At 66.2% G+C, this 25,738-nt stretch carries 18 protein-coding genes and 5 pseudogenes; 15 read left to right on the forward strand and 8 right to left on the reverse strand.

Features of this window, described 5'->3' with window-relative positions; genetic code table 11:
* Nucleotides 1-132: 132 nt before the first annotated feature.
* From T428_RS0100960 to T428_RS24840, 5 genes and pseudogenes are all read right to left on the reverse strand, one after another.
* Nucleotides 133-1,080 (reverse strand): SDR family oxidoreductase, encoded by a 948-nt coding sequence (locus T428_RS0100960; protein WP_025734996.1) that lies wholly within the window; start codon nt 1,078-1,080, stop codon nt 133-135.
* Entirely contained in the window at nt 1,074-2,291 is a 1,218-nt protein-coding gene (locus T428_RS0100965) for a cytochrome P450 (RefSeq protein WP_025734997.1), read from the reverse strand. Before T428_RS0100965 ends, T428_RS0100960 begins: the two co-directional genes overlap by 7 nt.
* The gene (locus T428_RS0100970; RefSeq protein ID WP_025734998.1) at nt 2,288-2,995 is read right to left on the reverse strand and encodes a TetR/AcrR family transcriptional regulator; all 708 of its coding nucleotides are present in this window, start codon (nt 2,993-2,995) and stop codon (nt 2,288-2,290) included. Before T428_RS0100970 ends, T428_RS0100965 begins: the two co-directional genes overlap by 4 nt.
* Nucleotides 2,996-3,116: 121 nt before the next feature.
* On the reverse strand, nt 3,117-3,731 hold the full coding sequence (locus tag T428_RS0100975; RefSeq protein ID WP_036466776.1) for a hypothetical protein: 615 nt from the start codon (nt 3,729-3,731) through the stop codon (nt 3,117-3,119).
* Nucleotides 3,732-3,838: 107 nt separating this feature from the next.
* Nucleotides 3,839-4,649 (reverse strand): annotated as a pseudogene (locus T428_RS24840) (SigB/SigF/SigG family RNA polymerase sigma factor).
* Between the two features lie 475 nt (nt 4,650-5,124).
* Here T428_RS24840 and T428_RS24845 point away from each other — a divergent pair.
* From T428_RS24845 to T428_RS0101030, 10 genes and pseudogenes are all read left to right on the forward strand, one after another.
* A pseudogene (locus T428_RS24845) lies at nt 5,125-6,014 on the forward strand (SDR family NAD(P)-dependent oxidoreductase).
* Nucleotides 6,015-6,214: 200 nt separating this feature from the next.
* A pseudogene (locus tag T428_RS31520) lies at nt 6,215-7,312 on the forward strand (FAD-dependent oxidoreductase); the annotation flags it as partial.
* Nucleotides 7,313-7,818: 506 nt separating this feature from the next.
* Nucleotides 7,819-8,874, forward strand: a complete 1,056-nt coding sequence (locus tag T428_RS0100995) for a M4 family metallopeptidase (RefSeq protein WP_025735001.1) — start codon at nt 7,819-7,821, stop codon at nt 8,872-8,874.
* 50 nt (nt 8,875-8,924) lie between these two features.
* Nucleotides 8,925-9,191, forward strand: coding sequence for a protealysin inhibitor emfourin (locus T428_RS0101000; RefSeq protein WP_025735002.1), 267 nt, complete (start codon nt 8,925-8,927; stop codon nt 9,189-9,191).
* 239 nt (nt 9,192-9,430) lie between these two features.
* On the forward strand, nt 9,431-10,360 hold the full coding sequence (locus tag T428_RS0101005; RefSeq protein ID WP_025735003.1) for a TPM domain-containing protein: 930 nt from the start codon (nt 9,431-9,433) through the stop codon (nt 10,358-10,360).
* 327 nt (nt 10,361-10,687) lie between these two features.
* Nucleotides 10,688-11,688, forward strand: a pseudogene (locus tag T428_RS24855) (AAA family ATPase).
* A 17-nt stretch (nt 11,689-11,705) separates the two neighbouring features.
* A complete protein-coding gene (locus tag T428_RS0101015) occupies nt 11,706-12,572 on the forward strand; it encodes a DUF58 domain-containing protein (RefSeq protein ID WP_025735004.1) in 867 nt (288 codons plus the stop codon).
* Nucleotides 12,562-13,035: a hypothetical protein gene (locus T428_RS0101020; RefSeq protein ID WP_025735005.1), complete on the forward strand. Its 474-nt coding sequence runs from the start codon at nt 12,562-12,564 to the stop codon at nt 13,033-13,035. Before T428_RS0101015 ends, T428_RS0101020 begins: the two co-directional genes overlap by 11 nt.
* Nucleotides 13,026-14,003 (forward strand): hypothetical protein, encoded by a 978-nt coding sequence (locus tag T428_RS0101025; protein ID WP_025735006.1) that lies wholly within the window; start codon nt 13,026-13,028, stop codon nt 14,001-14,003. The genes T428_RS0101020 and T428_RS0101025 overlap by 10 nt, the downstream gene beginning before the upstream one ends.
* Nucleotides 14,000-14,878, forward strand: a complete 879-nt coding sequence (locus T428_RS0101030; RefSeq protein ID WP_025735007.1) for a vWA domain-containing protein — start codon at nt 14,000-14,002, stop codon at nt 14,876-14,878. The genes T428_RS0101025 and T428_RS0101030 overlap by 4 nt, the downstream gene beginning before the upstream one ends.
* A gap of 400 nt (nt 14,879-15,278) precedes the next feature.
* Here T428_RS0101030 and T428_RS24860 read toward each other — a convergent pair whose 3' ends face one another.
* Entirely contained in the window at nt 15,279-16,277 is a 999-nt protein-coding gene (locus T428_RS24860; protein ID WP_051465085.1) for a LacI family DNA-binding transcriptional regulator, read from the reverse strand.
* A 191-nt stretch (nt 16,278-16,468) separates the two neighbouring features.
* Here T428_RS24860 and T428_RS0101045 point away from each other — a divergent pair, with 191 nt between their 5' ends.
* The 3 genes and pseudogenes from T428_RS0101045 (at nt 16,469) to T428_RS24870 (ending at nt 21,989) form a co-directional block, all read left to right on the forward strand.
* The gene (locus T428_RS0101045; protein WP_025735010.1) at nt 16,469-17,362 is read left to right on the forward strand and encodes a lytic transglycosylase domain-containing protein; all 894 of its coding nucleotides are present in this window, start codon (nt 16,469-16,471) and stop codon (nt 17,360-17,362) included.
* Nucleotides 17,363-17,463: 101 nt separating this feature from the next.
* A pseudogene (locus T428_RS33870) lies at nt 17,464-21,661 on the forward strand (SpoIIE family protein phosphatase).
* A gap of 52 nt (nt 21,662-21,713) precedes the next feature.
* A complete protein-coding gene (locus tag T428_RS24870) occupies nt 21,714-21,989 on the forward strand; it encodes an STAS domain-containing protein (RefSeq protein WP_051465086.1) in 276 nt (91 codons plus the stop codon).
* Between the two features lie 14 nt (nt 21,990-22,003).
* Here T428_RS24870 and T428_RS0101075 read toward each other — a convergent pair whose 3' ends face one another.
* Nucleotides 22,004-22,708 (reverse strand): Type 1 glutamine amidotransferase-like domain-containing protein, encoded by a 705-nt coding sequence (locus tag T428_RS0101075; protein ID WP_025735015.1) that lies wholly within the window; start codon nt 22,706-22,708, stop codon nt 22,004-22,006.
* A 202-nt stretch (nt 22,709-22,910) separates the two neighbouring features.
* On the opposite strand from T428_RS0101075, the gene T428_RS0101080 reads away from it, so the two are divergent.
* The gene (locus tag T428_RS0101080; protein ID WP_025735016.1) at nt 22,911-24,512 is read left to right on the forward strand and encodes an MFS transporter; all 1,602 of its coding nucleotides are present in this window, start codon (nt 22,911-22,913) and stop codon (nt 24,510-24,512) included.
* A gap of 42 nt (nt 24,513-24,554) precedes the next feature.
* Here T428_RS0101080 and T428_RS0101085 read toward each other — a convergent pair whose 3' ends face one another.
* Nucleotides 24,555-25,169, reverse strand: coding sequence for a GNAT family N-acetyltransferase (locus T428_RS0101085; RefSeq protein WP_245604689.1), 615 nt, complete (start codon nt 25,167-25,169; stop codon nt 24,555-24,557).
* Between the two features lie 175 nt (nt 25,170-25,344).
* Between T428_RS0101085 and T428_RS33100 the strand changes: the two genes are divergently transcribed.
* Nucleotides 25,345-25,602, forward strand: a complete 258-nt coding sequence (locus T428_RS33100; protein WP_025735018.1) for a hypothetical protein — start codon at nt 25,345-25,347, stop codon at nt 25,600-25,602.
* Nucleotides 25,603-25,738 lie beyond the last annotated feature (136 nt).

The following is a 25,738-nucleotide window of genomic DNA, read 5'->3' on the forward strand; positions in this document are numbered from 1 at the left end:
GGCACCGAGGTGAGTGCAGGCGTAGCGCCGCTCGCGCCGGCGGGCCAAGCGTTCCCACTGGTCTTGCTGGGCGCCGGGATCCTTCACGTCAGAGCGGCCGACGAACGCCATGTTGCGCTGCCTTTCCTCAAGTCAGTCCGGATAGGTGACGCCGGTGAGCTCTTCGGAGAGCTGCCACACTCGCTTCATCTCGATCTCGCTGCGCGCGAGCCGGGGCACGCCGGCGAATGTGACGCCGCCGCCGACGGTTTCGTAGAAGCCACGCGGTCCGTAGTAGCGGCCGCCCTCGGCGTCCGGCGAAACCGAGGCGTAGAGCGTCGGTTTGATGCCCTCGTCGACGTCCAGCCACATGAACGGCAGCAGCCGCCAGGTCAGTCGGGTGAGCCGCGCCTGCAGGGTCGGTTTGTCCCGGCCGTACGAGGCGCCGCTGAGCAGGTTGGTCTTGCTCAGCCCCGGGTGCGCGGCGCTGGACATGACGCCCCAGCCATTTCGGATGCTGCGCCGGTTCAGCTCGATCGCGAACATTAGCTGCGCCAGCTTGGCGACGCCGTAGCTGACCATCGGCCGGTAGCCGTGCCGGGCGTTGGGGTCGTCGAAGGTCAGTTTCGGTTGGGTGGCGGCAATGCTGCTGACGGTCACGACACGGGCCTCAGGCGCCGCGCGCAGCAGCGGCAGCAGGTGCGCGGTGAGGGCGAAGTGGCCCAGGTGGTTGGCACCGAACTGCAACTCGAAGCCGTCGCTGGTTTCCTGGCGCTGCGGCGGCGTCATGACGCCGGCGTTGTTGATCAGGAGGTCGATCGGCCGGCCTTCGGCTCTCAATTCCTCGCCCAGTGCCGCAACGCTGTCCAGCGACGACAGGTTCAGCCGCTTGATGCTGAGTTTCGCGGCGGGCACCTCGCGGCGGATCTCGGCGACAGCGGCCTCGCCCTTGGCGTGGTTGCGGATCGCCATCACGACGTCGGCGTCGGCGGCCGCCAGGCGCTTGGCCAGACCGAATCCCAGACCGCTGTTGGCCCCGGTGACGACGGCGAGCTTGCCGGCCAGACCCGGCACGGACAGCGTCAGTTCCGGCTTCACCATGTCACGGGAAGCTCGTAGACACCGTAGGCCAACGTGTCGTGCTTGAACGGAAGCTCCTCGACCGGAACGGCCAGCCGCAGGGTCGGGACCCGGCGCAGCAGTGTGCGCAGCGTGATCTGCAGCTCCATGCGGGCCAGTTGCTGGCCCACGCACTGATGGCGGCCGTAGCCGAATCCGACGTGCGGGCCCTGGTCGCGGGTCAGGTCCAGCCGGTCGGGATTGGGGGATTGCCGCTCGTCCCAGTTCGCCGGCGCGACATCGAGAATGATGCCTTCGCCCGCGCGGATCGTCTCACCACCGACTTCGATGTCCTCGACGGCGACGCGGCGTTGACCGGTCTGGATGATGCTCAGATATTGCATCAGCTCCTCGACCGCGGTGGCGATCGCCTTCGGATCTTCGGTTTCGACCAGGAACTGCCGCTGATCGGGATGTTCCAGCAGGGCCGCGATGCTCAGACTGATCATGTTCGCGGTGGTCTCGTGGCCCGCGATCAACACGCCGACGGCCAGCTGGGTGGCTTCGCGGACGCTGATTTCTTCGGCGTTCACCCGCTCCGCCAGATCGGACACCAGGTCCTCCGACGGGCTTTCCATCTTGGCCCGGATCAGCTTGGCGAGGTATTTCGCCAACGACGCGGCGCCCTGGGCGGTGTCCTCTTCGGTCGCGTAGCGCCCGGTGCCGCGGTGGGCCTGCTCCTGGAAGAAATCCGCGTCTTCGTAAGGCACGCCCAGCATTTCGCTAATGACCAGCGTCGGGACCGGCAGCGCCAGCGTGCTCACGATGTCGCCGGGCTGCGGCCCGGCCAGCAGCGCGTCGATGCGCTCGTCGACGATTTTTTGTACCGCCGGGCGCAGCCCCTCGACACGCTTGAAGGTAAACGGCTTTGAAAGTATCCACCGGTAACGCGTATGCTCCTCGGCATCCGAGGTGAACACCGAACGGGGCCGCTTGTGCACCGTGGCGAGCATTCCCTCGTTCCAATGCGGATAGCCCGGCAACCGGTCGTCGACACTGGTGCGCGAATCGGTGAACAGCGACCGAATCGCGTCGTAACCGTGGATCAACCACGGCGTGCTGCCGTCCCAGATCCGCACCCGGCTCAGCTGCTTGGTTGCGTTGAGCGCCAACGACTCCGGAGGAGGGGCGAGCGGGCAGCCGGCGGCCCGCGTCAGAATGTCGGTGGCTGCATCGGCGGCGATGTCGGTCATCGTGCTCCTTCCTGGTCTCCGGGGGTCGGCTCGCCCGCCGCATTCACGTGAACCGGCGCGTGCCACAACCCGACGATCGCGTCGATCAATCCCTCGCCGGCGACTGGCCAAGCCGAACGCGTCCGCTGTCCGTGCTCGGCCAGTGCGCCTTCGTGCTCGGCGCAGGTGTGCATCAACAGGTTTCGGACCATGACGATGCGCTCGGATCGCACGCGCTTGGGCAGGTCGGGCAGGCATCGGTTGATGCCGTCGATGGTTTGCACCAGCCGCGGCGACATCAGGGCGTCCTTGGTGACGACGTGGTGATACGTCGGGTCCGCCATCGCCTGGGCGGCGAAGCGCGCGTACCAGCTCGGCGTGCCCAGGGCGGCCAGATGATCGGTGAGTGGGCGCACCAGGGCGCTCACCCAATCCCGCAGTTCGGTCGAATCGCCGATGTCGGCCAGCATCTGGGCACGGAGTTCCTCGATCGGTTCGCGATGCTTGCTTTCGATCGCGCGCAGCAACTCGGTCCGGGTGCCGAAGTGATAGCAAGCCGCGGCGTTGTTGCCCTGGCCGGCCGCTTCGCTGATCTGGCGGTTGGACACGGCATACATTCCGCGTTCGGCGAACAACCATTCGGCGGCCGACAGGATCGCTTCGCGCGTACCCACCGACCTGTCGGTACGTGCTGTCCGCTCGGCCTTCACCGCCTCAGTGAACACCGCCCCACGGATTAAATCAAGCCATTTATTTAATCCGTGGGGCGGTCGTCGCCGTTGCCGTCGACCATGCCCGACGGCAACGGAGGTGGCTTATCTCGAGGTAATGGGCGGCGACGCCGACTCAGCCGCCGAGCCCCTTCTTCACCGCAGCATCTTGCTTCTGGCCGATGTCGTTGATGAAGTCCGGCGGCGGCAGCGTGTCGGGCGGTCCGTCGAATTCCACCGCGACAAAGGCCTTGCCCTCGGTGAACAGCAGTACCGCGATGCCCTTGGAGCTGTCGGGCGAGTTACCGGATACCACCGCTCCGTCGGTGCCGATCTTGACGGCCTCGGTGTTCGGATGCTTGATCGCGCCGGCCTGCGCCGACTTCGCGGCGTTGAGCGCGTTTGTCGCGGCGCCGGGGTCTGGCAGCACCTGGATGGTGTCTTTGATGGTGTGGCTGTTGTCTTGGGTGTTGAACGTGATCGTGGCGCCGGGCTGTCCGTTCGGGTTGTTCGTCGGAGGCGTGCCCGTAAACGGCACCGGCGCGTCGATATCGGTCACCGGGATCAGCCAGCCGGTGTAGTCGACACCGGATGTCGAGGAGGTGGGCGCCACGGTGCTCGTACCGGTTGACGAGGTAGGCGAGCCCGATGTCGAAGGCGATGGCTTCTGGTTGCCGCCACAGCCTGCCACGGTCAACGTCAGCGCCGTTGCCGCAGCGACCCCGGCGACCACCCGTTGTGCAAGCCTCATCGCGTCGTGCTCCTTCCAGGCTGAATCCGGCGACGGGTGCGACTCCACCCCAAAACGCACAGTACAAGTGCGCGTGTCGCCGGAAGCGCCCGGCACCGATTTGCGGGCTATCCCAGCTGGTCACGCAGGGATGTCAAGGTATTCGCCAGGATGCGCGACACCTGCATCTGGGACACCCCGATTCGGTCCGCGATCTGGCTCTGGGTCATGGATTCAAAGAACCGCATGTGCAGGAGCTCGCGCTCACGCTCCGGGAGTTCGGCGATCAAGGAGCGCACCGCCTCGCGGTTTGGTGATGTGGTCGATCTGGGGATCGACGGCACCCACCGCATCCGCGACGAGGCGAGCGTAACCGGATCCGTCGGGGCCCACCGGTGCATCGAGCGACTCGAGTTGATAGGCGTCGCCGGCGACCTGGCATTCGACGATCTCGTCGTGCGAGACCCCCAGCTCCTCCGACAGTTCACGCGCGGTCGGGGCGCGCCCCAGTCGCTGGACCAAATCCGCTGTCGCCCGGCTGATTTGGACGTGGAGCTCACGCAGTCGCCGTGGCACCCGCATGCCCCAGCTGTAGTCGCGGAAACGGCGGCGAACCTCGCCCATCATGGTGGGAATCGCGAAGCCGATGAAACTGGGTCCTTTGTCGGGATCGAACCGGTTGATGGCGTTCATCAGTCCCAGGCGCGCGACTTGGGTGGAGTCGTCGAGACTCTCGCCGCGTCGTGCGAAGTGGCGAGCCACGTGGTCAGCCAGCGGTAGACACCGTCTCACGATGCATTCGCGCTGGCGGCGGTACTCACGCGATTCGGCCGGCAGCATGCTCAGAATCCGAAACATGTCGACGACGTCGTCGTAGGAATCATCGTTGTGCGTACTGGTCGATCGGGTGGGCCGGGGCGGAGCGAGGACGTCGGTCATCTACTCAACCGCCCGCTCACCATCGGCGGTTTGAAATCATCTGTGCACGAATGAGTTTGCATTCCGGCACTTCCTTTGAAGTTGTGTGCAGTGAGGTTTCGCAGGTGAATGCCCGCCGCCTCGCTACAACCGTCCGGTCGGACACGTATCGGTTGTTTGCACCGCACGCGGCGCCGAAGAGGAACCGGAAGATGTTGATAGCCGGAGCCTTAGCCCAGCAGCCGAGTGACTTGCTGACCGCTTTTAGCTAAACGGCGACGTGCCCAGAACGGACTCAATGGCTGATACTACGCCCTCTGGCCGGGAATCGCGCGCTGTATCTTCTTGCCTGCGGCTGAGCAACCTCCGCACGACCCGGACGAGCACCGTCAACCCGGAGATCACTGTCAACGCGTACTGTTCGGCAAATGTCGGTGAGCTGCGTCGCGGGGCGCATCTGGGAGCCTTGTCGGGAAGATGCCGCCGGGAGTTGGTGGTGAGCGGCCAGGGCTTATTGGCCGGGCGCGGTGCGGTGGTGTCGGGAGGAAGCCGCGGCATCGGCCGCGCGGTCGTCGAACTGCTGAGCGAACTCGGTGCCGCCGTTGTGCTCAACGGCCGGGACGGCGATGCCGTGGCGGACACCGTCGCGGCCATCACCGCATCCGGAGGGCGGGCCGTCGCGGTGGTCGGTCCCGCCGACGACGAGGCCGTCGCGGCCGCGCTCGTGGACGGCTGCCGCGACGCGTTCGGGCGATTGGACATCCTGATCAACTGCGCCGGAATAGCCGAACCGCCCGGCTCGTCGATCCTGGACATCACGCCCGCCGAGTTCGATGGGCTGATCAGCGCCCACGTCGGCACGGTGTTCCACACCTGCCGGGCCGCCGCGCGGGCAATGGTCGCGCAGGGCCACGGGACGATCGTCAATACCGGCTCGGTGGCGTTTCTGGGCGACTACGGCGGCACCGGCTACCCCGCGGGCAAGGGTGCCGTCAACGCCTTGACGATGGCCATCGCCGCGGAGCTCAAAGCCACGGGCGGGCGGGCCAACGTCGTGTGCCCCGGCGCGCGGACACGATTGTCGACCGGGCCGAGTACGAACGGCACATCGCGGATTTGCACTGCCGCGGATTGCTGGACGACGTGACCATGCACACCTCGCTGGATAGTGCCCCGCCTCGTTTTGTGGCCCCGCTCTACGCGTATCTCGCGAGTGACCAAGCGCGTGACGTCACCGGCCAGATCCTGGTTGCCGCAGGCGGATTCGTCGGGCGTCTCGATCGGCCGGTGCCGTCGGTGTTGGGTTATCGCGACCACCACGACTCCGAGCCGTGGTCGATCGAGGACCTGCACACGATGATTGGCGCGACGAAACCCCAACACTGATTTCCAGCCCCGTCGCCGTGAACCGATTCGCGCGTACTTACGTGTCCAGGGGAGTGACGAGCCGAAGCAAGATCGCCGACCACCCACTGGCAACACCACGCCGGATCAGCGGGCGAATGGAACGGCGTGATCGCGGCGGTGCCGGCAGTCATATCAGCCGTTTGCCGGCACAGCGGGCGCGGTCGGGCCGACCACTTCGGATCCTGGTGATCGGCGCGGGAGGGAGCGGCATTTCGGTTGCCCGCGGATTGCTGCGGGACGGACACGACGTCACGGTCTTCGACCAGCGGGCCGATACGCGGGCAGGCGGCGGCGCCATCACCATCTGGTCCAACGGCGAGACGGTCCTGCGCCAGCTGGGCGTCGACACGGACGGCGCAGGTCAACCGCTGTCCAGTGTCCGGTTGCTGACGTCGCAAGGTCACCGGGTCGCCACGGTGGACGTGGACGCGATGGTGCGGCGCCTCGGTGCGGCCGTTCGGATGATTCCACGCCGGGTGCTGCTGGAACGGCTGCTGGTGGACTTTCCGGCCGATCACATCCGCTGCAACGCGCGCGCGATCCGGGTCGTCACGATGCCCGATGGCGTGGCGGTTGGGTTCGAGGACGACAGCGTGGCCGAAGGCGACCTGCTGATCGGCGCCGATGCTCTGCATTCGGTGATCCGGGATGTGGTCGGCGCGCCGGCCGCCCAAGTGACCGGCTGGTGCAGCTGGCAGGGGCTGGTCAGCCTGCCCGAGATCGCGGACCGGAAAACCGCCTTCCTCGTCATCGGCTCCGCCGGAAACACGGGCCTGTGGCCGACCGGTGGCGCGAATGCCCAGTGGTGGTTCGACCTGCCGTGGTCCCACGATGTCATTCGGCCACAGCGCCCGATCGAAGCGATCCGGTCGACGTTCGCCGGCTGGTCCGATGCGGTCGATTTGGTGCTCGCGAAATTGACCGACGACGATCTGGCCCAGTCGCCCTACCCGCATTTCCGGCATCCGGTGCCCGCACCGCTCGACGCCGGACCGGTGACCCTGCTCGGCGATGCGGCGCACACGATGCCGCCCAGGTTCGCGCAGGGCACGAATCAGGCCCTGCTGGACACCATGGTGTTGTGCAAGGCGATTTCGGGTTTGGATGGCGGTAGCAGCCGGGCCGAGCTGTCGCGGGCGCTGCGCGCATACGAGAAGACCCGGCGACGTCAGGTGAGCGTGGTCTCCCGGGTGGCGTCGCTGCAAGTCTCCCACCGCGAGTCCGTGTTGCGACCGGCCGCGTACAACAGCGAGGCCCGCAAGGCGGGCGGCATGACGAGATGCTGCGGTTCTTGCTCGACACCCCAGGTGTGTAAGGCACGCAACGGCGGCCACGGGCTGTCAGTAGCGACGGGTATTCCGAGGGCCTCCGGCAGACTCAACACGAGCGCGTTGACGATGCCGTACAAAGGCCGGGAGCAAAAGGTAGTCGAGCCGGGCCGGACAAGGGTGCGGGAGTTCACGATGAAACCTTGCGCTGCATCAGCTTATCTTGCATCACGCTCACCCGGCTCGTTAGCCGAATCGAGTAGCCGACTACTCGTGACCAATCACGGTGGTGAATCCAATACTTGGCTCGCCTTGACTCGGCTGGGTCGGGCGTTGCACCCAACAGAAGGAGGTGGCTGCGAGCCAACTAGTCGATCCAGTCGTGCGGTAAGCACCGCTCGACCACTAGAACAACCACGTCACTCGTCGGTTGCGTATTCCGCTGCGCACCAGCGTGGTAACGCCCCTTGGTCCGCGCGAAGGACAGAATCAATTGGAGTGTAAGGAGTTTCATCATGTGTGTTCGTCATAAGTGCCACATCGTTCCGCCGAGCGTGCTGTCGAAGCTTGCTGACGATGAGTCGGTACCGGCAGACACCCGCCAGGCGATGCGGGAAAGCGTTGTGCTAGAGGATGCTTGGCGAAGGCTGCGCAGTGCGCAGACCGACGCCGTGCAAATGGGTTTGCATGCAAGGGGAATGACCAGTAATCGGTTTGCCGGTGTCCTCGCGCCCACACCGTCAGTGCTGGTCAACGATTGCAAGAACACCACATCGCTACCCGGTGCGCCGATCCTGACGCCGGAGACCAGCCAGGATGCCACCGCCGTACGCACATTCGAGGAAACAACCGCCGTCGCGAAGTTCTACAAGCAATGCTTCGGGCGCAACTCCGTCGACGATGCGGGCATGACGCTGATTTCGTCGATCCACTACGGCGTGCGCTACATGAACGCCTTCTGGAATGGCTCCCAGATGGCGTATGGAGACGGCGACGGGAAGATTTTTCTCGACTTCACCAAATCCAATGACGTGATCGGTCATGAGCTGACGCACGGCGTCACGCAATACACCGCCGGTTTTGACTACACCGACGAACCCGGGGCGCTCAACGAAAGTATCTCCGACGTGTTCGGCTCGATGTTCCGCCAGTGGGAAAAGAAGCAATCGGTCGACAAGGCCGACTGGCTGATCGGCGCCGACATCATCGGTCCCGCGGCGAAGGCCAAAGGGTATACGTGCCTGCGCAATATGGCCGACCCCGGCGATGCGCACTGCCTCTCGCCGCAACCGGACAACTATCGCAACTACATCCCCGGCGGAGACCCGCACGACAACAGCGGTATCCCCAATCACGCGTTCTACCTCGCCGCGACCGCTATCGGCGGCCGGTCCTGGCAGAAGGCGGGGAAGGTCTGGTTCAAGGCTTTGACCAGCCCGAGCGCCAATCACGCGACGAACATGAAAGAGTTCGCCGACCTGACCCGCGTCGCGGCCAAATCGTTGTTCCCCGCCGACACCGCCGTATACAGTGCAGTGGATGACGCGTGGACCCAAGTCGGCATCGCGTAAAGCGGATTCCATCGGTGGGCCCCCATTGGATCCGAACGATTGAGGCAGTTATGCAGGACCGCTACATCATTGAACGACGTGGCGGCTGCGCCGGCCTGAAGGCTCATGCCATCGTCGACGCTGACGCTCTCGATCCGCATGATCGCGCCGCCCTGGAGGAAATCGTCAGTAGCGATGAGCCACTGGCGAGGGACCCCGGTGCCGACCGCTTTACCTATGTCGTCACCCGCGAAACCGAGGACGGGCGCACGACGCGTGAGATTCCGGAAAGCGTGATGCCTCCCGCGGTCACCAGTTTGGTTACCACAACCATCTGACTGCGGGCCGCGACCTTGCGGCGAAGTGTCTGTGCCACCACTACTATCGCGGCAGCCTCGGGCAGCCGGGCACCGACGGCGGCATTCCAGACGGGGCGCACATTCTGGATGCGGATCCTGCCCGGGTGAACACCTGCAGCGGGGCGCTCATCCGCTTGTGGAACGGCAGGATCGGCTGTCGGGAGTGAAGAGACGGGCATGATCTCGGCTATCGGTCGGCGGCGGGCTAGATTACCCGTATGCGGATCGTTCGCCCGGTCGGTGCATTGCTGACGATTCTGGTAGCGGGCCTGCTGCTGGCAACGCCCGCCGGCGCACAACCGCCGACCAAGCTCACCGACCACATCACCGACAACACGCGGGTGTTGTCCGATTCCGATCGGGCGACGATCAGCTCGGCGATGGACCGGCTCTATCGGGATCAGCACGTCCAACTGTGGGTGGTCTACGTCGACAACTTCTCCAGGTACAAACCGGAGAATTGGGCCGACAAGACCCGCACGGCCAGCGGGATGGACGACCACGACGCGCTGCTGGCCGTGGCCACCAACACCAAGGCGTACGCGTTCTCGGTGCCGGGAAAGGTGCCGGGCCTCACCGCTGCCGACTTGAACAGCCTGCGCAGCAACAAGATTGCACCGGCCGTGGGCGCCAAAGACTGGAGCGGTGCGGCGCTCGCGGCGGCCACCGGGTTGGACCAATCGGCGCCGGTGCAAGCGCCCAATGCGCCGCCGGCCTCGGCAAACCGGACCTGGCTGTGGATCGCGATCGGCGTCATCGTCGTCGTGGTCGTCGTCGTGGTGGTGCTGCTCGTCTATCGCGCCCGCCGGCGCCGGCCCGGCACTCAGCCGATTGACCATCGCGACGGGCAGCGCGTGGAATCGCTGGGGCAGGCATTGCCCATCGCGGATGCCCGGATTCGCCAAATCTCCGGCTACATCGCCAAGCACCGCCAGAGCATCGGCGCCGAGGCCCAAACGCGATTCGAGGAGGCGAAACGGCAGTTGGCGGCCGCGCGCGACAAGGCCGCCGACAACGAGGCCGAAGCGCTTGCCCATGCCAACGGGGCGTCGACGCTAGCCGCCGAGGCGCAATCGCTGGCCAATGCCGACGTGCTGGCCGCACACCGCGCGCCGCGGCGCCGAGGCAGCACATCCAGCGCTAAGTGAGCTCGGCACTTACAACGGAGCGGCGATCCCCGGGCCCCAACCCGCAGATCGAGATTCGTCAGCCCCGACCGGTTCGCCACGCCTGCAACGGATCTCGACCGCACCTATCCGCCGGCCGGTGCGCCACACCGTCAAAGCCGTTGCCCGCCAAGCCGACAGCGCGCAACGACAGCTGACGGCTCATCATCCTGATGGCCAGCTGATTCAAGCCCGCTGGAACCGGTGACGTATCGGATCACTGCGGCATCGCAGCACTCGTCCCGGCCTGATGCACGTGCGAAATCGCGGACGTGTGGAAGCTCGGTGTCGGGGTATCCCAGCGTGCGTATGAGTACAGCACGGACACAGCCGGATCAGCGAGAACTCGATGACGTGCGGGGGATCGTCGACGCCATCTCGGCGGCATTCACAACCAAGATCGTCGGGCAGCGCGACCTGCGGGAGTCGCTGCTGATCGGCCTGCTGACCGGTGGGCACATCCTGTTGGAAAGCGTGCCAGGTCTGGCCAAGACCACCGCCGCCAAGGTGCTCGCCGAGTCGATCCACGGCCGCTTCCACCGCATTCAATGCACGCCTGACCTGCTGCCCAGCGACATCATCGGTACGCAGATAGACGACTCGGCCACCAACTCGTTTGTCACGCGACTCGGACCGGTGCACGCCAATATCCTGCTGCTCGACGAGATCAATCGGTCCAGTGCGAAGACCCAGAGCGCGATGCTCGAGGCGATGGAGGAGCGACAGACCACGATCGGCGGAGAGGAACATCTGATCGCGGATCCGTTTCTTGTCATCGCCACCCAGAATCCCGTGGACCAGGAAGGCACCTATCCGCTGTCGGAAGCCCAGACCGACCGCTTCCTGCTCAAGGAGATCGTGCGCTACCCCTCCCCTGAGGAGGAGGTGGAGGTGATGTCGCGATCGATCCCGGCATCTACGACAAGGAGCACCGCAGCCCGCCGGTGGTCAGCCTCGAAGACGTGTTGCGCCTGCAGCAGGTGGTGCGCCACGTCCATATGGATCGTGCGCTGATGCTTTATGCCAGCCAACTCGTCGGCGCGACCCGCCACCCCGCGCGGGCGTTGCCCAAGCAGATCGCGAGGCTGGTCGAGTACGGTGCCAGCCCACGTGCGACGATCGCGTTCTGCAAGGCGGCCCGGGCCCAGGCGGTGTTGTCCGGGCGCTCGCATGTGCTGCCCGAGGACATCGCGAAGCTCGCCCACCGAGTGCTGCGGCACCGGCTCATCCTCGGATTCGAAGCGGCGAGTGCCGACATCACTGCCGAGGTCGTGATCGACGCCGTGCTGCGGGCCGTCCGGGTCCCCTGAGGTGCCGGACGGTCGTCGTGGGTAAGCACCTGAACCGGGCGAAGGCCCATTTCGGCACCGACACCCGCGGACTACTCGAAGGTCGCCGCTACGCGCTTTTGCACACGCGCAGTATGGAATTCGACGACTTACGCCCGTATATTCCGGGTGACGACGTGCGCGATATCGACTGGAAGGCGTCCGCGCGGTCCGGCAGCGTGCTGATCAAACGGTTCGTCTCCGAAAAGCACCACAAGATCCTGCTCGTCGCGGACACCGGTCGCAACATGTCGGCGTTAGCCCCGAGCGGGGAGTGCAAACGCGACGTCGCCGCGCACATCATGGGTGCGGTGGGGTTGATCGGCCTGCGGTGCTCCGATCAGATCGGCATCGTTTACGGTGACCGACGCGGCTCGGTGAACGTTCCTGTGCAGCGGGGCGAGACGCACGTCGAGGGACTGCTGCACCGGTGGTATCAGCACACCATGACCGATCCGGGGGCCAGCTATGTCACCGCCCAACTTGATTACGTCGCAACCCATTACCGACACACCATGCTGGTCATCGTGGTCTCCGACGAGCCCGAGATCGACGAGCGGCTCGGCGAGGTCCTCGCCAAAATGAGCGGGCCGCACGACATCATGTGGGCGATGGTGTCGGACATGCCCCCGGTCGGCTACGACAACACCGACGGGTACGATGTCGCCACCGGTCGCTTCGTCCTGAACGGCGCCGACCTCGGCCCTCCAGTCGTCGCCGCATATCGTCGAGCCGAGCAGGCTCGCGGCGCCCGCCTCGATGCGTTTTTGACCAGGCACGCGATACCCCACGCAACTATCGCCGCCAGCAACGACATCCGGCGCGAACTTGTCCGGCTGACCGAGGTGGCCGCTCGTGCCGGATGACCTGCTACACCATGTGTTTGGCCCGCAGCCGTACTCGGCTTGGTGGCTGGTGTGGGCCAATCTGCTGGTTGTCGCCGTCCTCGCTTGGTATGCAGGCATTTTCGTGTGGACGCTGCCTTCGCGCCGGTTGCGGCGTATCCCTGTGGCGCGGCACGCGCACGCCCGGCTCATCCGCAACCGATTCGCCCGCAGCGTGCAGCGCATCGCCGACGAGCACACCGCGGGACGGACTTCGGCTACGGCCGCATGTGCTGCGATCAGCCGGACGGTACGCAGCTTCCTGCATCAGGTGACCGGCGAACCTGCCCAGTACCTGCATGTCGGCGCGATGGCCGAAGGGGATCTGGCCGCAGCCGCGCCCCTGCTGACTCGACTCGGTGACGCGCAGTTCAACGCCGAGACCAGGGTCGACGTCGGCGACCTGAGCACCTCGGCGCAGGAGTTGATCCGCTCATGGCCCTGAACTGGTGGCCGGTAGCGGTCATCGGATGGGGTTGCCTCCTAGCGGCTTTCGCGTTGGCAGCGTTGCTGCCCATGACCGCGGCCCGCAGGCGGCTACGGCCGTTGGCCAACACCGCCCGGCTGACCCGGTTGCCCGAATACGCAAAAGTGGCTCGGCTCCGTTCCCTGTCGACGATCGTGACACTCGTGGTACTGACGCTCATGTTCGGCGCTGCCAGCTGGGCCGGGGCCCGTTCGATCAAGGCCGACAACGATTTCGACGTCGCTCACCCCGAGGACATCATGCTGTGTGTCGGGCAGCCGGCGACGGATGCGGCGACGGCCGAACTGCTCGACCATTTCGCGCGACAAGCCATGACCTCAGCCAAAACCCAAGAGATCGGCCTGACATCGGTCAACCGCCGCCTACTGCCGTTGACACGCGACCATCAATACGCGGCGGGACTGCTCAGCGGATACGTCGGCCGCCACGAGACGCAGTTGACGTCGTTCGCCCCTGCGGTGACCTACACGGATTACGCCACCAACGTGAACGATGTTCTTGCGCTGTGTCTCTCAGGGCTCCCCGTTGACCGGCAATACAGCTCGCACCGGCGCTCGGTGATTTATCTCGGCCCGTCGGACCTGCGCGCGCCCCGGGAGTCGCCTGTCTCACTGTTCACCGACAACTCTGTGCGTGAGCTGGCCGAGCACACCGGGGTTCAAGTCAACGTAGTCGACACGGCCCCGTCACCCGCGAGCCCCGCGCTGGTAGCGCTGACCGAACAGACCGGAGGCCGATACCTCGCCCCGGGCCCGGGGTCGATTACCGATGCGCTCACCGAGATCCGGGCGCACCCGCCACCGGCGCGACTGCCCGACAGCACCGTCGAGACCGCATCCTTCCAGGATGCGCCGGCGGTACCGTTGCTGATCGGCTTGCTGTCGGCGGCCGTGCTGTCGGTCACGTTATTGGTATTGCGCCGATGACGTTTCAGCCCGTGCTGCCCTGGGCGATCCTGGCCGTCATCGCAGGAGCGCTTGCTTTGGCGCGTGCGGTGGTGCTGTGGCGGGTGGTGTCGTCGGCGGGGAGTCGCCGTGCCGTGTCGCGATGGAGTGGCGTGACCCTGGCGGTGCTGTTGCCGATTACGGCGACCAGTCTGCCGGCACTTCGCGCCGACGAAAACCAGCGGGGCACAACGGCTGCCTCGGGTGAGAACCTCAACGTGTTCCTGGTCGTGGACCGGTCGACGGATGAGCCTCAGCTCGTGCGGATGCGCGACGACATCGCCAAATTGACGAAGCGGTACTCGTCGGCTCGGTACGCACTCGTCGGGTTCGGCTCCAAGGCCTCGCTGGATTGGCCGCTGTCCGAAGACGTCTGGAGTCTGCGTCCGACCATTGCGGCGCTCGGATCCGTCCAGGACCATGCGGACGTCAACACCGCCGCGGCGAATAACGTGTTGCGATACCAGCTGATGCAGGCGGCGCAGGAGTATCCGGGCTCCCGAAACGTAGTGCTGTACTTCGGCTCCGGTGCGCCCGGCTCGCACATCCCGCAGGGTGACTTCGATCTGGCCCGGGAATCCGTGGCCGCAGGAGCCGTGGTGGGCTATGGCGGCGCGATCAACGAGCCCGAATCGCGGCAGATCGCCGGCCAACTCGGTCTGCCGTACGTACGCCGCGAACCCTCACAGCCATTCCAGCCCGATCTGCCCGACACACCGCACAATGCCGAGGCCAAGCGGATCGAGCTGTACTGGTTGCCCGCATTGTTCGCGGCGGGACTGTTGTTGGCCGAAATCTATTTCTCCGCACGCGAGTTCCGACGCAGCCGTATCGCGCGACGGGACTTGACATGGTGACACGCACACCGGTCCGGTGCCGGCTGCGACGGCGGCTTCTGCTCTACTCGGCGCCGTTGGCCGTCGTCGCACTGTTGGTCGCTGTCAAGGCGATATCGCTTGTTGTGGCGGGCGATTCGGCGGCATCCGCGTTCGCGCGCGAAGACGCGGACGCGGTGCGGGCCGACGCGGCAATCCTGGGCGTGGCAAACGTGGTGGAACCGGCAGAGGCCTCGTTCGCCGCGGGCGCCGCCGCCGTGCTCGACGGTCGGCTCGACGACGCCGACATCCATTTTTCGGCTGCCCTTGCCCGCACCGATGCCGCCGGTTCTTGCTCGGTACGGGTCAACCTCGAACTGGTCCGCGAAACCCAAGGTGATCGGGCCGCGGCGGCGGGGGATAGGGCACGCGCGCATGAACGTTACGCGGATGCTCTGGCCGTCGTCGACGCCGCACTGCGCGACTGCTTTTCGGGCAACAACGATTCGGACCCGCAGCGGCGGACCATCCGGCAGGACACGGCGCGCCGGTTGGCGACCAAGCTCAACGCCCCTGTGCCCGAGGCGCCGCCCACACCGCCACCACCCCCGGCGGCGCCACCCCCACCGCCGCCACCGGTCGCGATCGACACACCCATGACCGCGAGATCGTCGGGACAATGCAGGCCGGCGCGCCGGATCCCGTCGAGCACCACGAAGGCCATCTCGTCGCTCTGGGCGCAGACCGCGGTGACGCCGGCGGCGTGCAGTTCGCGGACGGCCGCGGCGCTGTCGTCCGGCGTGAATGCCCGCACGACGACGTCGGGCAGGCCGTGCCGGTGCGCGGCGCGGCGGACGCCGTCGATCCAGTAGTCGCCAAGCGCCCGCCACCGCCGATCGCCGGAGTACGCAAACCCCAGATTGCGATGCCCCCGCGCGACGAGATGGTCGACGCGCAGCTGCCCGACCGAATACTGCGGGTCGCCGAGCCCCGGCAGGGTGTGGACGCAGATGTGGGGGATGGCCGCATCCTTGACGGCACCGGAAGCCTTGCGGCCCAAGGGAAACAGGCTGGTCACCGCGATCGGCTGGAGGTGGTTGATGGCGTCGGCGACGGCGTCGTCATGCTCGGTCTCGAAGAGCTGAACCTGCACGATGCCGTGGCGGGTCAACTCGGTGGTCATGTGCGTGCCGACCTGCATCGGCATCTCACCATCGGCGAGCTGCGGCACGATGTACAAGACCACGCCGCTTTTCCCGCGGGCGAGATTGCGGGCGGCAAGGTTGGGCCGATACCCCAATTCCGCGGCGGCGGTGTGCACTGCGGCACGTGTTTGTGCCGAGATGGTGCGCCCGACAGAGTTGTTCAGCACGTAGCTGACCGTCGCCGTCGAGACGTTCGCCAGGCGCGCGACGTCGGCCTTGGTGGGCCTGCCCTTCACGCTCAGATCGACCTCCCGGCACCGCCGTCACTATTTGACGACTCAGATTACGTCGCTCGGGCACGAGCAACCGGGCGAACACCTGCGACGGAGCGCCCATCTGCTTGCCCGGCCTGAACAATGATTGAAGTCCAGTCGTCCGATCCGAAAGACTCGCTGCGGGGCAAACAGCCGCAGGAGTCAAGGACGCGATGAAGCGTAAACATGGGCCACTCGCCGTCGCGATGGTCGTGCTCACGGTCGTCGGCTGCCCCCAGTCCACGGCCTCGCCCGTCCCGACGACCTTCGCCGAAGCGCCCGGTGTGCCTCGCGGTGTGCAGCCTCAGCTGGCCTCCGACCCCGCCCAGCTGGCCAACGATCTGGTCGCCGACGAACTCGCGCTGCGCGACCCATCGACGCCGGATGCAGCGCTGGCGGCCGCGGCGCGCCGCGAACAAGCGGCCTACCGGGCCGTCGGTCGGCATCCGGAGTGGGATACGACCATCCGACCGCTGATCCCGGCCTCCCTGGTCGATGTCCACGACCGCAATGTCGACGCCCGTCGACAGCTTCAGGCGATGGCGCACGTGCGGGACACGGTGCCGGCCTGGCGCATCGACCCGCCGGCCCCGGCCGACGAGCTGATCGGCTACTACCACGCGGCGGAGGCGGAGTCCGGCGTCGGCTGGAACTACCTGGCCGCGATCAAACTGGTCGAGACCCGCTTCGGCAGCATCAACGGGGTGAGCACCGCCGGCGCGCTGGGCCCCATGCAGTTCCTGCCGTCGACGTTCGCGTCCTACGGCCAAGGCGGCGACATCGCTTCGCCCCACGACAGCATCATGGCGGCCGGGCGCATGCTGGCCGCCGACGGCTTTGCCACCGACCGCGACCGGGCTATCTACAGCTACAACCACGCACACCAATACGTCCAGGCGGTCGACGATTACGCCGAGTTGATCGGCGCCGATCCCGCCGCGTTTGCCACGTTCTACCGCTGGGACGTCTACTACGTCACGACCGCCGGCGACGTGTTGCTGCCCATCGGCTATGCCGCATCGGCACCGATCCCCGTCGCCGATTACCTGGCGGGCCACCCGCAATAGCGGGTGCAAACCGGATAGTCGATTTATCGAATCCGCCCGCCCGAGCAAACGTCACAATTGTGGGCTATCCAGCGAAAAGCCTGGCGACGAAGCCCAGGGTGATGGTTCTCTTGAGGGACCCGCTAGGGGCAGCGACAGAGGGTCTGAGCACATTTCGGAAGGGATGGGCAGTGGTTTTCCGGGCAGACCAGGAGATCGCTCTTGACCTGGCAGCCGTCGACTGGGCGGCCACCCCGCTCGGGCCGGTGGAGGACTGGCCACAAAGCCTCCGTACGGCTGTCGACATCCTGCTGTCGTCGCGGTTTTCGATGTGGATGGCATGGGGCCCCGAGCTGACGTTCTTCTGCAATGCCGCCTACCGCCGAGACACCCTGGGCCGCAAGTACCCCTGGGCGCTGGGCCGCCCGGCCAGCGAGGTGTGGGCCGAGATCTGGGCTGACATCGGTCCGCGGATCGCGAGCGTGTTGGAGACCGGGGAGCCCACCTGGGACGAGGGTTTGCTGCTGATCATCGAGCGGTCGGGATACCCCGAGGAGTCGTATCACACCTTCTCCTACAGTGCGCTGCGCGACGACGACGCCAGCATCGTCGGGATGCTGTGCGTGGTCCGCGAAGACACCGATCGAGTGATCGCCCCGCGCCGCATGGCAACGCTGCGCGACCTGGGTTCGGACCTCAGCGTCGTACGCACCGAGCGCCAGATGCTCGACCACGCCGCCCGGCAACTCGCGAACAATCCGTACGACCTGCCCTTTACGGCGACCTATCTGTTCGGCCAGCGCGGTGACGCGTTGCTGGCCGGGGTCAGCGGAATCGAGCCCGGGCATCCCGCGGCGCCCCAGATATTGCCTGCCGGGGGCCGTTCCGACTGGCCCACCGAGATATTGGCGCAGGGCGTGACCCAGCTGATCGACCTGGACAGCGAAGCGCACGATCTGCCGACCGGCGCCTGGCCGGCGCCGCCCACGCAGGCCCTCGTGGTGCCGCTGCTGCAGCAGGGCGGGGAACCGGTGGGATTCCTGGTGGCGGGGCTGAACCGGTACCGCCAGCTCGACGACGGCTACCGCGGCTTCGTCGAGCTGGTCGCGGGCTACATCGTCGCGGGCGTGGGCAGCGCGCGCAGCTATCGAGCTCAGCAGCAGCGGGCCGAGGAGCTGGCTGATCTGGACCGGACGAAGACGGCGTTCTTCTCGAACGTCGCCCCACGAATTCCGCACTCCGCTCACCTTGATCCTCGGACCCGTCGACGAGTTGCGCGGCCGGGCCGGGCTGGACGAGCAGGCCCGCCGAGAGCTGGAACTCGTCCGTCGCAACGGCTTGCGGTTGGCGAAGCTGGTCAATACGTTGCTGGACTTTTCGCGTATCGAGGAGGGACGCATGCGCGCCCGATTCGAGCCCGTCGAATTGTCTCCCGTCACAGCCGATTTGGCCAGCGTGTTCCGCTCGGCGATCGAGCGGGCCGGCGTCGCGTTCACGGTGGACTGCCCGCCGCTCGACGAACCTGTCTATCTGGATCATGAGATGTGGGAGAAGGTGATCCTCAACCTGCTCTCCAACGCGTTGAAGTTCACCTTCGACGGCACCATCCGGATCGCGGTGAGCCGCGACGACACCGATGCCGTCGTCACGGTGTCCGACACCGGCGTCGGCGTACCCGCCGCCGAAATCTCGCGCCTGTTCGAGCGTTTCCACCGCATCGAAAACGCACGCGCGCGTTCCACCGGGGGCAGCGGAATCGGGCTGGCTCTGGTCAAAGAGCTCGTCGGGCTGCACGGCGGCACCATCGTGGTCGACAGCCAGGAGGGCGTCGGGACCTGCTTCACCATCCGTCTGCCGTTTGGCTCGGCCCATCTGCCGGCCGATGAAGTCTCGGCGCCGCCGGCGGCACGCGCGACGACCGGCGTGATCGCCGCACCCTACGTCCAGGAGGCGTTGCGCTGGCTGCCCGGCGATCCCGGCCTCACGCCATCCGACGCGAGCAGCACGGCGATGATGACCGCCGCCGCCCCGGCCGGCACGGACGGCGAACGGACACGCGTGCTGGTCGCCGACGACAACGCCGACATGCGCGAATACCTGACCAGCCTGCTGCAGACGTCTGGCTACCAGGTCACGGCCGTCACCGACGGGCAGCAGGCGCTCGAGGCCATCCACGCGCAGAGCTCCGACCTGGTGATCAGCGACGTCATGATGCCCGGCCTGGATGGTCTGCAACTGCTCGCCGCGCTGCGCGGAGATCCCTGCACCGCGGCGTTGCCGGTGCTGTTGCTGTCGGCCCGTGCGGGGCAGGAAGCCTCCATCGAAGGTTTGCTGGCCGGTGCCGACGACTACCTCGTCAAGCCGTTCGCCGCCGCCGAACTGCTGGCCCGGATACGCGCCAACGTCGAACTGTGACGGCTGCGCAGCCACCACACCCGGTGGCGCACCGCGCTGGTGGATTCGCTGCAGGAAGGTTTTTCGTCTGCGACGAATACGGTGCGGTGATCGAGATCAACTCCGCATTCACCGAGATCCTGGGCTACGGTCCCGAACAGCTGCCCTATGTGCCGCCCCATCCGTGGTGGCCCGCCGCCGAAACCGCTCCCGAAGCCCGCCGGCAAGTCGAGGGTGTCTTCGAGCAACTGCTGAACGAAACCCAGGGCGCCATTTCCACTCCGGCGGTCCACCGGGACGGGCACCAGCTGTGGGTCGCGGCCAACTTCAACCATGTGGACGACCCGGACACCGGACGAAAAATCATGGTTGGCACTCTGCGCGACATCACCACCGAGCACTACATCGTGCAGAGCCAGCTTACCCTGTCTGCGCTGAATCAGCAATTGGCACAAGCAGATACACTTGACGACACCCTGCGGGGTGCGGTCGGAGAACTTCGGCAGACGTGGAATGCGCGTCGTGTTCTGGCCGCGACGTTCGTCCGCGACGCTTCGCCGGACCGCGCACCGGCACTGTTATGTGCCGGCGAGCCCTGTGCTTGGGACGAAGTGCCGCAACGTCATCGGCTGCTGATCGAGTCGCTGCGCGATTCCGACGTACTCACCACCGCGGCCGGAGAGGCTGGCACGGCAGGCATCTCGCTGCAGCATCCCCGCGGAGTGTTGGTCGTATGGATCGACTTGGCGGAGCATCGCCCGTTTACCGCGGAGGACCACAATCTGCTGAAGGTGCTGGGCGGGCGACTCAGTCAAGGCCTGCACCGCGTCTACCAATTGGACGAGCAACGCGAAACTGCCCTGGCGTTACAGCACGCGATGCTCGGCCCGGCGTCTCTGCCGGAAGGCTTTGCGGTCCGGTACCACCCGGCCAGCCAACCGCTGCAGGTTGGCGGCGACTGGTACGACGTGGTCGATCTCGAAGACGGGCGCGTCGCGTTGATAGTCGGCGACTGCGTCGGCCACGGCTTGGCCGCCGCGACGGTGATGGGTCAACTCCGCAGCGCGTGCCGCGCGCTGCTGCTCGAGAGACTCGGTCCCGGCGCCGTCCTGACCGGGTTGGACCGCTTCGCCGCGCGGCTGGCCCGGTGCCCGCTGCACCACCGCGTTCTGCGCGGTGCTCACCCTCGACACGGGGGAGCTGGTGTACTCGAATGCGGGCCAACCGCCGCCGATCATGGTGCACGCCAACGGAAATGCCGAGCAACTCGATGGTGAACACGGACTACCGCTGGCGCTGCGGTCGGACTGGACTCGACCCGAAGTGTGCGTCACGATGCCGCCGCGGTCGACGCTGTTGCTGTACACCGATGGCCTGGTAGAACGCCGCGGGCACTCGATCGACGAAGGCATCGCCACCGCGACCGCTTTGATTCAGGACGGCCGATCCCAGTCGCTCGACGAGGTGGCCGACCATCTCATGGTCCGGCTCGAGCCGGCGGGCGGCTATCTGGATGACGTGGCCATGCTGCTCTACCGGCAGCCCGCTTCGCTGTCGATGAACTTCGCCGCCGATCTCGATCACCTGGCCCCGAGCCGTAATGCGTTGCGCGGCTGGCTGGCCCGGGCAGGCGTCGAACCGGATCAAATCGCCTACCTGCTCACCGCCGTCGGAGAAGCCGTCGCCAACGCAATCGAACACGGCTACCGCGATGAACCCGGGGGCACGGTATCGGTACACGCGACCGCACTCGTCGACGCCCTGCATGTGACCGTCGTCGACGGCGGCACCTGGAAGCCCCCGCGCAACGACCCCGCGGCCAACCGGGGCCGCGGCATCAACCTGATGCGAGGTCTGTTGGAGGACATGACAATTCGCTCCACGGAAACTGGTACCACAGTTCACTTGTACGCGAGGATCGCCTGATGCGCGCCGCGCTCACGCTGAGCACCGACCACGGCCCGGACGGGAACCCCGGGTGACCACGACGGGGGAGATCGATCTCAGTAACGTCGACCAGCTCGTCAAGGCACTCAACGCGGCAAGTGCGGGAACCCGCCAGCCGATCACCATCGATCTCAGCACGGTCAAGTACCTGGATAGCGCCGGAATCAACGCGCTTTTCGACCATGCCGACATCCCCGACGGGCTGCATATCATCGTCCACCGCTTGCTGATTCGGGTCCTCGGAATAAGCGGCCTGGATAAGGTCGCGATTCTCGAAGCTGCGCCTGCGAACGGGAGCAGCTCCTAAAACTTTTGTCGGACTTAGCTTTCCACGCGCAACAGCGAGTGCGTGACATGTGAGCCCTGGAACCGGAATTGGTACGCCGCGCGCCGCAGCGCCTCGATGCCCCCATCCGGGTGGACGATGACTCCGCTCCCGGACGGGATCCCGAGCCCGGTGGCCGCTCCTTGCAGCGATCGAACCGTGCGCGATAGCCGCGCCCAGTTGGCACGCTCGTCGTGCGTGTCGACGATCGCGGGGACGAGCTTGAACACCTCGAGCAACCCGGTCGCGCCGGATGGGGGTGTCTCGTCGATGCCGTATTGCCCGAGCTGGACCGCGCCGGCCGAAATGCCCACCAGGATCGCCCCGTCGGTGTAGCGGCTGAGGATCGCGTCCTTCATCCCGGTGTTCTCGAACGTGGTCCAGCCCAACCGCACATCGCCGCCGGCGAGGACGATCAACTGGCTGCCTTGAAGGAACGCGCGTTCCTCAGGGCCGAACGACGAATCGATCATGCGACGGCTGGTGATGCCGATGGTGTCCATCGCCGCCTCGAAGATCTCGTAGAACTCCGGGCGGTCCCCGTTGGAGGCGCCGATGTAGGCCGCGCTGAGACGCGCGTCGCGCGGCAGGCCGTCGAGCGCCGCCGCCAGCAACGGCCGGTTCCGGTGCTTCCAGAACAGCAGCTGGCTGTCGGCCAGCAAATACAGCGGCCGGCGTGGTTTCCGGTCCGCGTCGGACATGCGAATCACCCTATCGGCGAGGTGCACGGCCGCCGTATCGACGATGGTTGGAGTAGGTATCCGCGTCGAGAAGCCGGAGCGTGGGTGTCATAAACTTCTAATCCGTGAACAACGCGAAACCCGTTGCCCGCCACGTCAGAGAGCGCCAGTCAGCTTCGTCGGGGGGCACTGCCGAGTAGAGGGGCTGCCGATTATCGACTGCGTGGTGATTCAGAGCCAGGAGCGTAAACCGTCGACGTGGGCGCCGTTGCGCAATCGCGTATACCGCGGCCTGTTTATCGCTCAGTTCATCTCCAACATCGGAACGTGGATGCAGGCGGTGGCGGCGCAGTGGTTCTTGGTGGAAAAGCACAGCCCGGACGTCATCGTGGCGTTGGTGCAGACGGCAAGCCTAGGGCCGACGCTGCTGTTGGGGTTGTTCGCCGGTGTACTCGCCGACCTGTTCGACCGGCGTCGCCTTTTGATATTCCTGCAGACATATGCCGTGCTCGTGGCGCTGGCCCTGGCTTTGCTGACCAACCTCGGTCGCCTCACGCCGACCGGACTGTTGATGTTCACGTTGGCCATCGGGTTCGCGTCGGCGTTGACCGGACCGGCCTGGCAGGCGATTCAACCCGAGGTCGTCCCGCGTGAGCAGATTCCGGCGGTTTCGGTCTTGGGCAGCGTCTCGGCGAACTCCACCCGAGCGATTGGGCCGGCGATCGGCGGCATCGTGGTGGCCTGGCTTGGCCCCGCGGCAGTCTTCGCGATCAACGCGGTGTCGTTCTCGGCGATCATCATTGCTTTGCGGCTATGGAATCGGCCGAAGCAGATCGTGCCGATCGAGCGCGAACGCATCGGCCAAGCCATCCTCACCGGACTGCAATACATCGAGAACAGTCCGATTTTTCGCAGGATTCTGTTGCGCACAGCGCTTTTCCTCTTCCCCGCCTCGGCCATCCTGGCCCTGTTGCCGGTGGCCGCCGCGCATACCTGGCATCTGGGAGCCGGCGGCTACGGTGTGGCGCTGGGCGGCATCGGATTTGGCGCCATCCTCGGGGTGGTCGCTGCAGAGCCGTTGCACGCACGAGCGTCGGACAACATGCTGCTGGCGATCTCTGCCGCGGCCTACGGTCTGGTACCGGTGGCGGTCGTCTGGTTCCCGTTCGCGGCCGCGCTCCCGTTCTTGGTGTTGTCGGGGATGGCCTGGCTCATCACGTTGACGACCTTGAACGCCGCAGCGCAGTTGTCGCTGCCGCGATGGGTGCGGGCCCGCGGACTGTCCGTGTATCTGTTGGTCTCTACCGGATCTCAGGCGCTCGGCGCCTATCTCTGGGGCACCCTTGCCACCCGGTGGAACCTTGACGTCGCGATGTTGTGGTCGGCGGCGGTGCTCGGCGTTGTTGCCCTCAGCGTCGCCGTGCTTCCGCTGTTACCGAGCACCGGGACGGAGAGTGTCGAGGTTTCCAGTGCCTGGCCGACGCCGACGCTCGTGTTCGAACCGTGCCCTCAAGACGGACCGGTGCTGGTGGCCGTGCGCTACCAGGTGCCGCCGGAGAATCTCGATGATTTCGTCGAGGCGATGCGCGATGTCAGGCAGTCACGGCTGCGAACCGGTGGCCACAGCTGGCGGCTTTATCACAGCGTCGAGGAGCCCAACTCGTTCCTCGAGCGGTTCACCGTCGCGTCGTGGAGCGAATTCGAGCGTCAGCGCACCGAGCGCTGGGTGGACGTCGATCATGACGGCGTCACGAAAGCAGTCAGCTACACCGTCGACAACACCCGGCGGCACGAGTACTACGTCGCGTTGCGTACGCGCAAGTGACAGCCGCGCGATGCCGCTGCGACACAACGTAATCGGTGTGCGCTAGCCGAGCGGACTCGGTGGTGCCTCGCGGTCGGCGGTGCCCAGGTCGAGTTGCATCCACGCGACGTCGTGCCAGCGGTCGTTCTTGAAATACACACGCGGCCAGGCGCCGACGTCCTCGAACCCGAACGAGCGGTGGAACGCGTTGCTGGCGTCGTTGGGTTGGGTGATGCCAGCGAAGATGCGTCGGTAGCCGCGCTCGGCCAGCCGGTGCAGCACTTCCGCATAAAGTCGGCGCCCCCAACCGGCGCGGCGACGGTCGTTGCTGATGTAGATGCCCGTCTCGGCGGACCACTTGAAGGAGGGCAGGCTGATCAATGCGTGCCCGTAGGCGAACCCGATGACCTGATCCTCATGTTCGAGAACCAGCCATTCATGGGCCTTTTGGGCGTTGGCGATGCGCGCGGCCATTTCGTCAGGGCTCGGTACCTCGAGTTCCCAACTGATTTCCGTGTTCTCGACATACGGACGGTAGATCGCAACGCAGGCCGCCGCGTCCTGAGGCGAGGCCAAGCGCACGGTGTCACTGATCGCTTGCATGTCAGCAGTCTTCCAGTCACCCGGTTTGCCTGCGCATCGCGGGTCCGGATTTCCCGGCCCGCCGTCGCCGCACACGACTTGCCGTCAGGGAACAGCCACCGGGTTACAGGTACGGCCTAATGACATGTACGTGCGACAGCCAGGCTCATCGAGACTCAAAACCTTGACAGGCCAAGCGCAGTACAATACTGCACGCCCCACGATTAGCAACGATAATCGAAGGGACGCACAGGAAAACGCTTGGGATTTAGTGGCCGCCGCCGGCACCGCCGCCACGGCCACCACCGGCACCGCCACCGCGGCCGCCGCCAGCGCCACCACCGCGGCCGCCGCCAGCGCCACCACCGCGGCCGCCGCCAGCGCCACCACCGCGGCCGCCGCCAGCGCCACCACCGTGGCCGATGAACATTGTCCCGATGCTGTTCTTGATCATGTCCCATACCCTATCGCGAATCCGGCATGGTGCCAATACGATTCACCGCACGCATCGGCCCCCGCCGCCAGGTGAACGGACACCAGAATTTCGTTTAACAACGGAGGACGCGGGTCGTTGACCCCTCCCACCGGTTCGCGTTGCTCAAGCCCGATGAACGAGCGTTCGCGGGACGGCAGTTCGCGAGGCTGCGAGCCGCATCGGAAGAGTT

Origin of the sequence: Mycobacterium genavense ATCC 51234, from assembly GCF_000526915.1 — a bacterium.
In the GTDB taxonomy this organism is placed as follows: Bacteria; Actinomycetota; Actinomycetes; order Mycobacteriales; family Mycobacteriaceae; genus Mycobacterium; species Mycobacterium genavense.

What these genes read in the sequence shown, in the direction of transcription:
- T428_RS0100960 (WP_025734996.1), bottom strand. Translation starts at nt 1,080, where the DNA reads ATGGTGAAGCCGGAACTGACGCTGTCCGTGCCGGGTCTGGCCGGCAAG.
- T428_RS0100965 (WP_025734997.1), bottom strand. Translation starts at nt 2,291, where the DNA reads ATGACCGACATCGCCGCCGATGCAGCCACCGACATTCTGACGCGGGCC.
- T428_RS0100975 (WP_036466776.1), bottom strand. Translation starts at nt 3,731, where the DNA reads ATGAGGCTTGCACAACGGGTGGTCGCCGGGGTCGCTGCGGCAACGGCG.
- T428_RS0100995 (WP_025735001.1), top strand. Translation starts at nt 7,819, where the DNA reads ATGTGTGTTCGTCATAAGTGCCACATCGTTCCGCCGAGCGTGCTGTCG.
- T428_RS0101000 (WP_025735002.1), top strand. Translation starts at nt 8,925, where the DNA reads ATGCAGGACCGCTACATCATTGAACGACGTGGCGGCTGCGCCGGCCTG.
- T428_RS0101005 (WP_025735003.1), top strand. Translation starts at nt 9,431, where the DNA reads ATGCGGATCGTTCGCCCGGTCGGTGCATTGCTGACGATTCTGGTAGCG.
- T428_RS0101025 (WP_025735006.1), top strand. Translation starts at nt 13,026, where the DNA reads ATGGCCCTGAACTGGTGGCCGGTAGCGGTCATCGGATGGGGTTGCCTC.
- T428_RS0101030 (WP_025735007.1), top strand. Translation starts at nt 14,000, where the DNA reads ATGACGTTTCAGCCCGTGCTGCCCTGGGCGATCCTGGCCGTCATCGCA.
- T428_RS0101045 (WP_025735010.1), top strand. Translation starts at nt 16,469, where the DNA reads ATGAAGCGTAAACATGGGCCACTCGCCGTCGCGATGGTCGTGCTCACG.
- T428_RS0101075 (WP_025735015.1), bottom strand. Translation starts at nt 22,708, where the DNA reads ATGTCCGACGCGGACCGGAAACCACGCCGGCCGCTGTATTTGCTGGCC.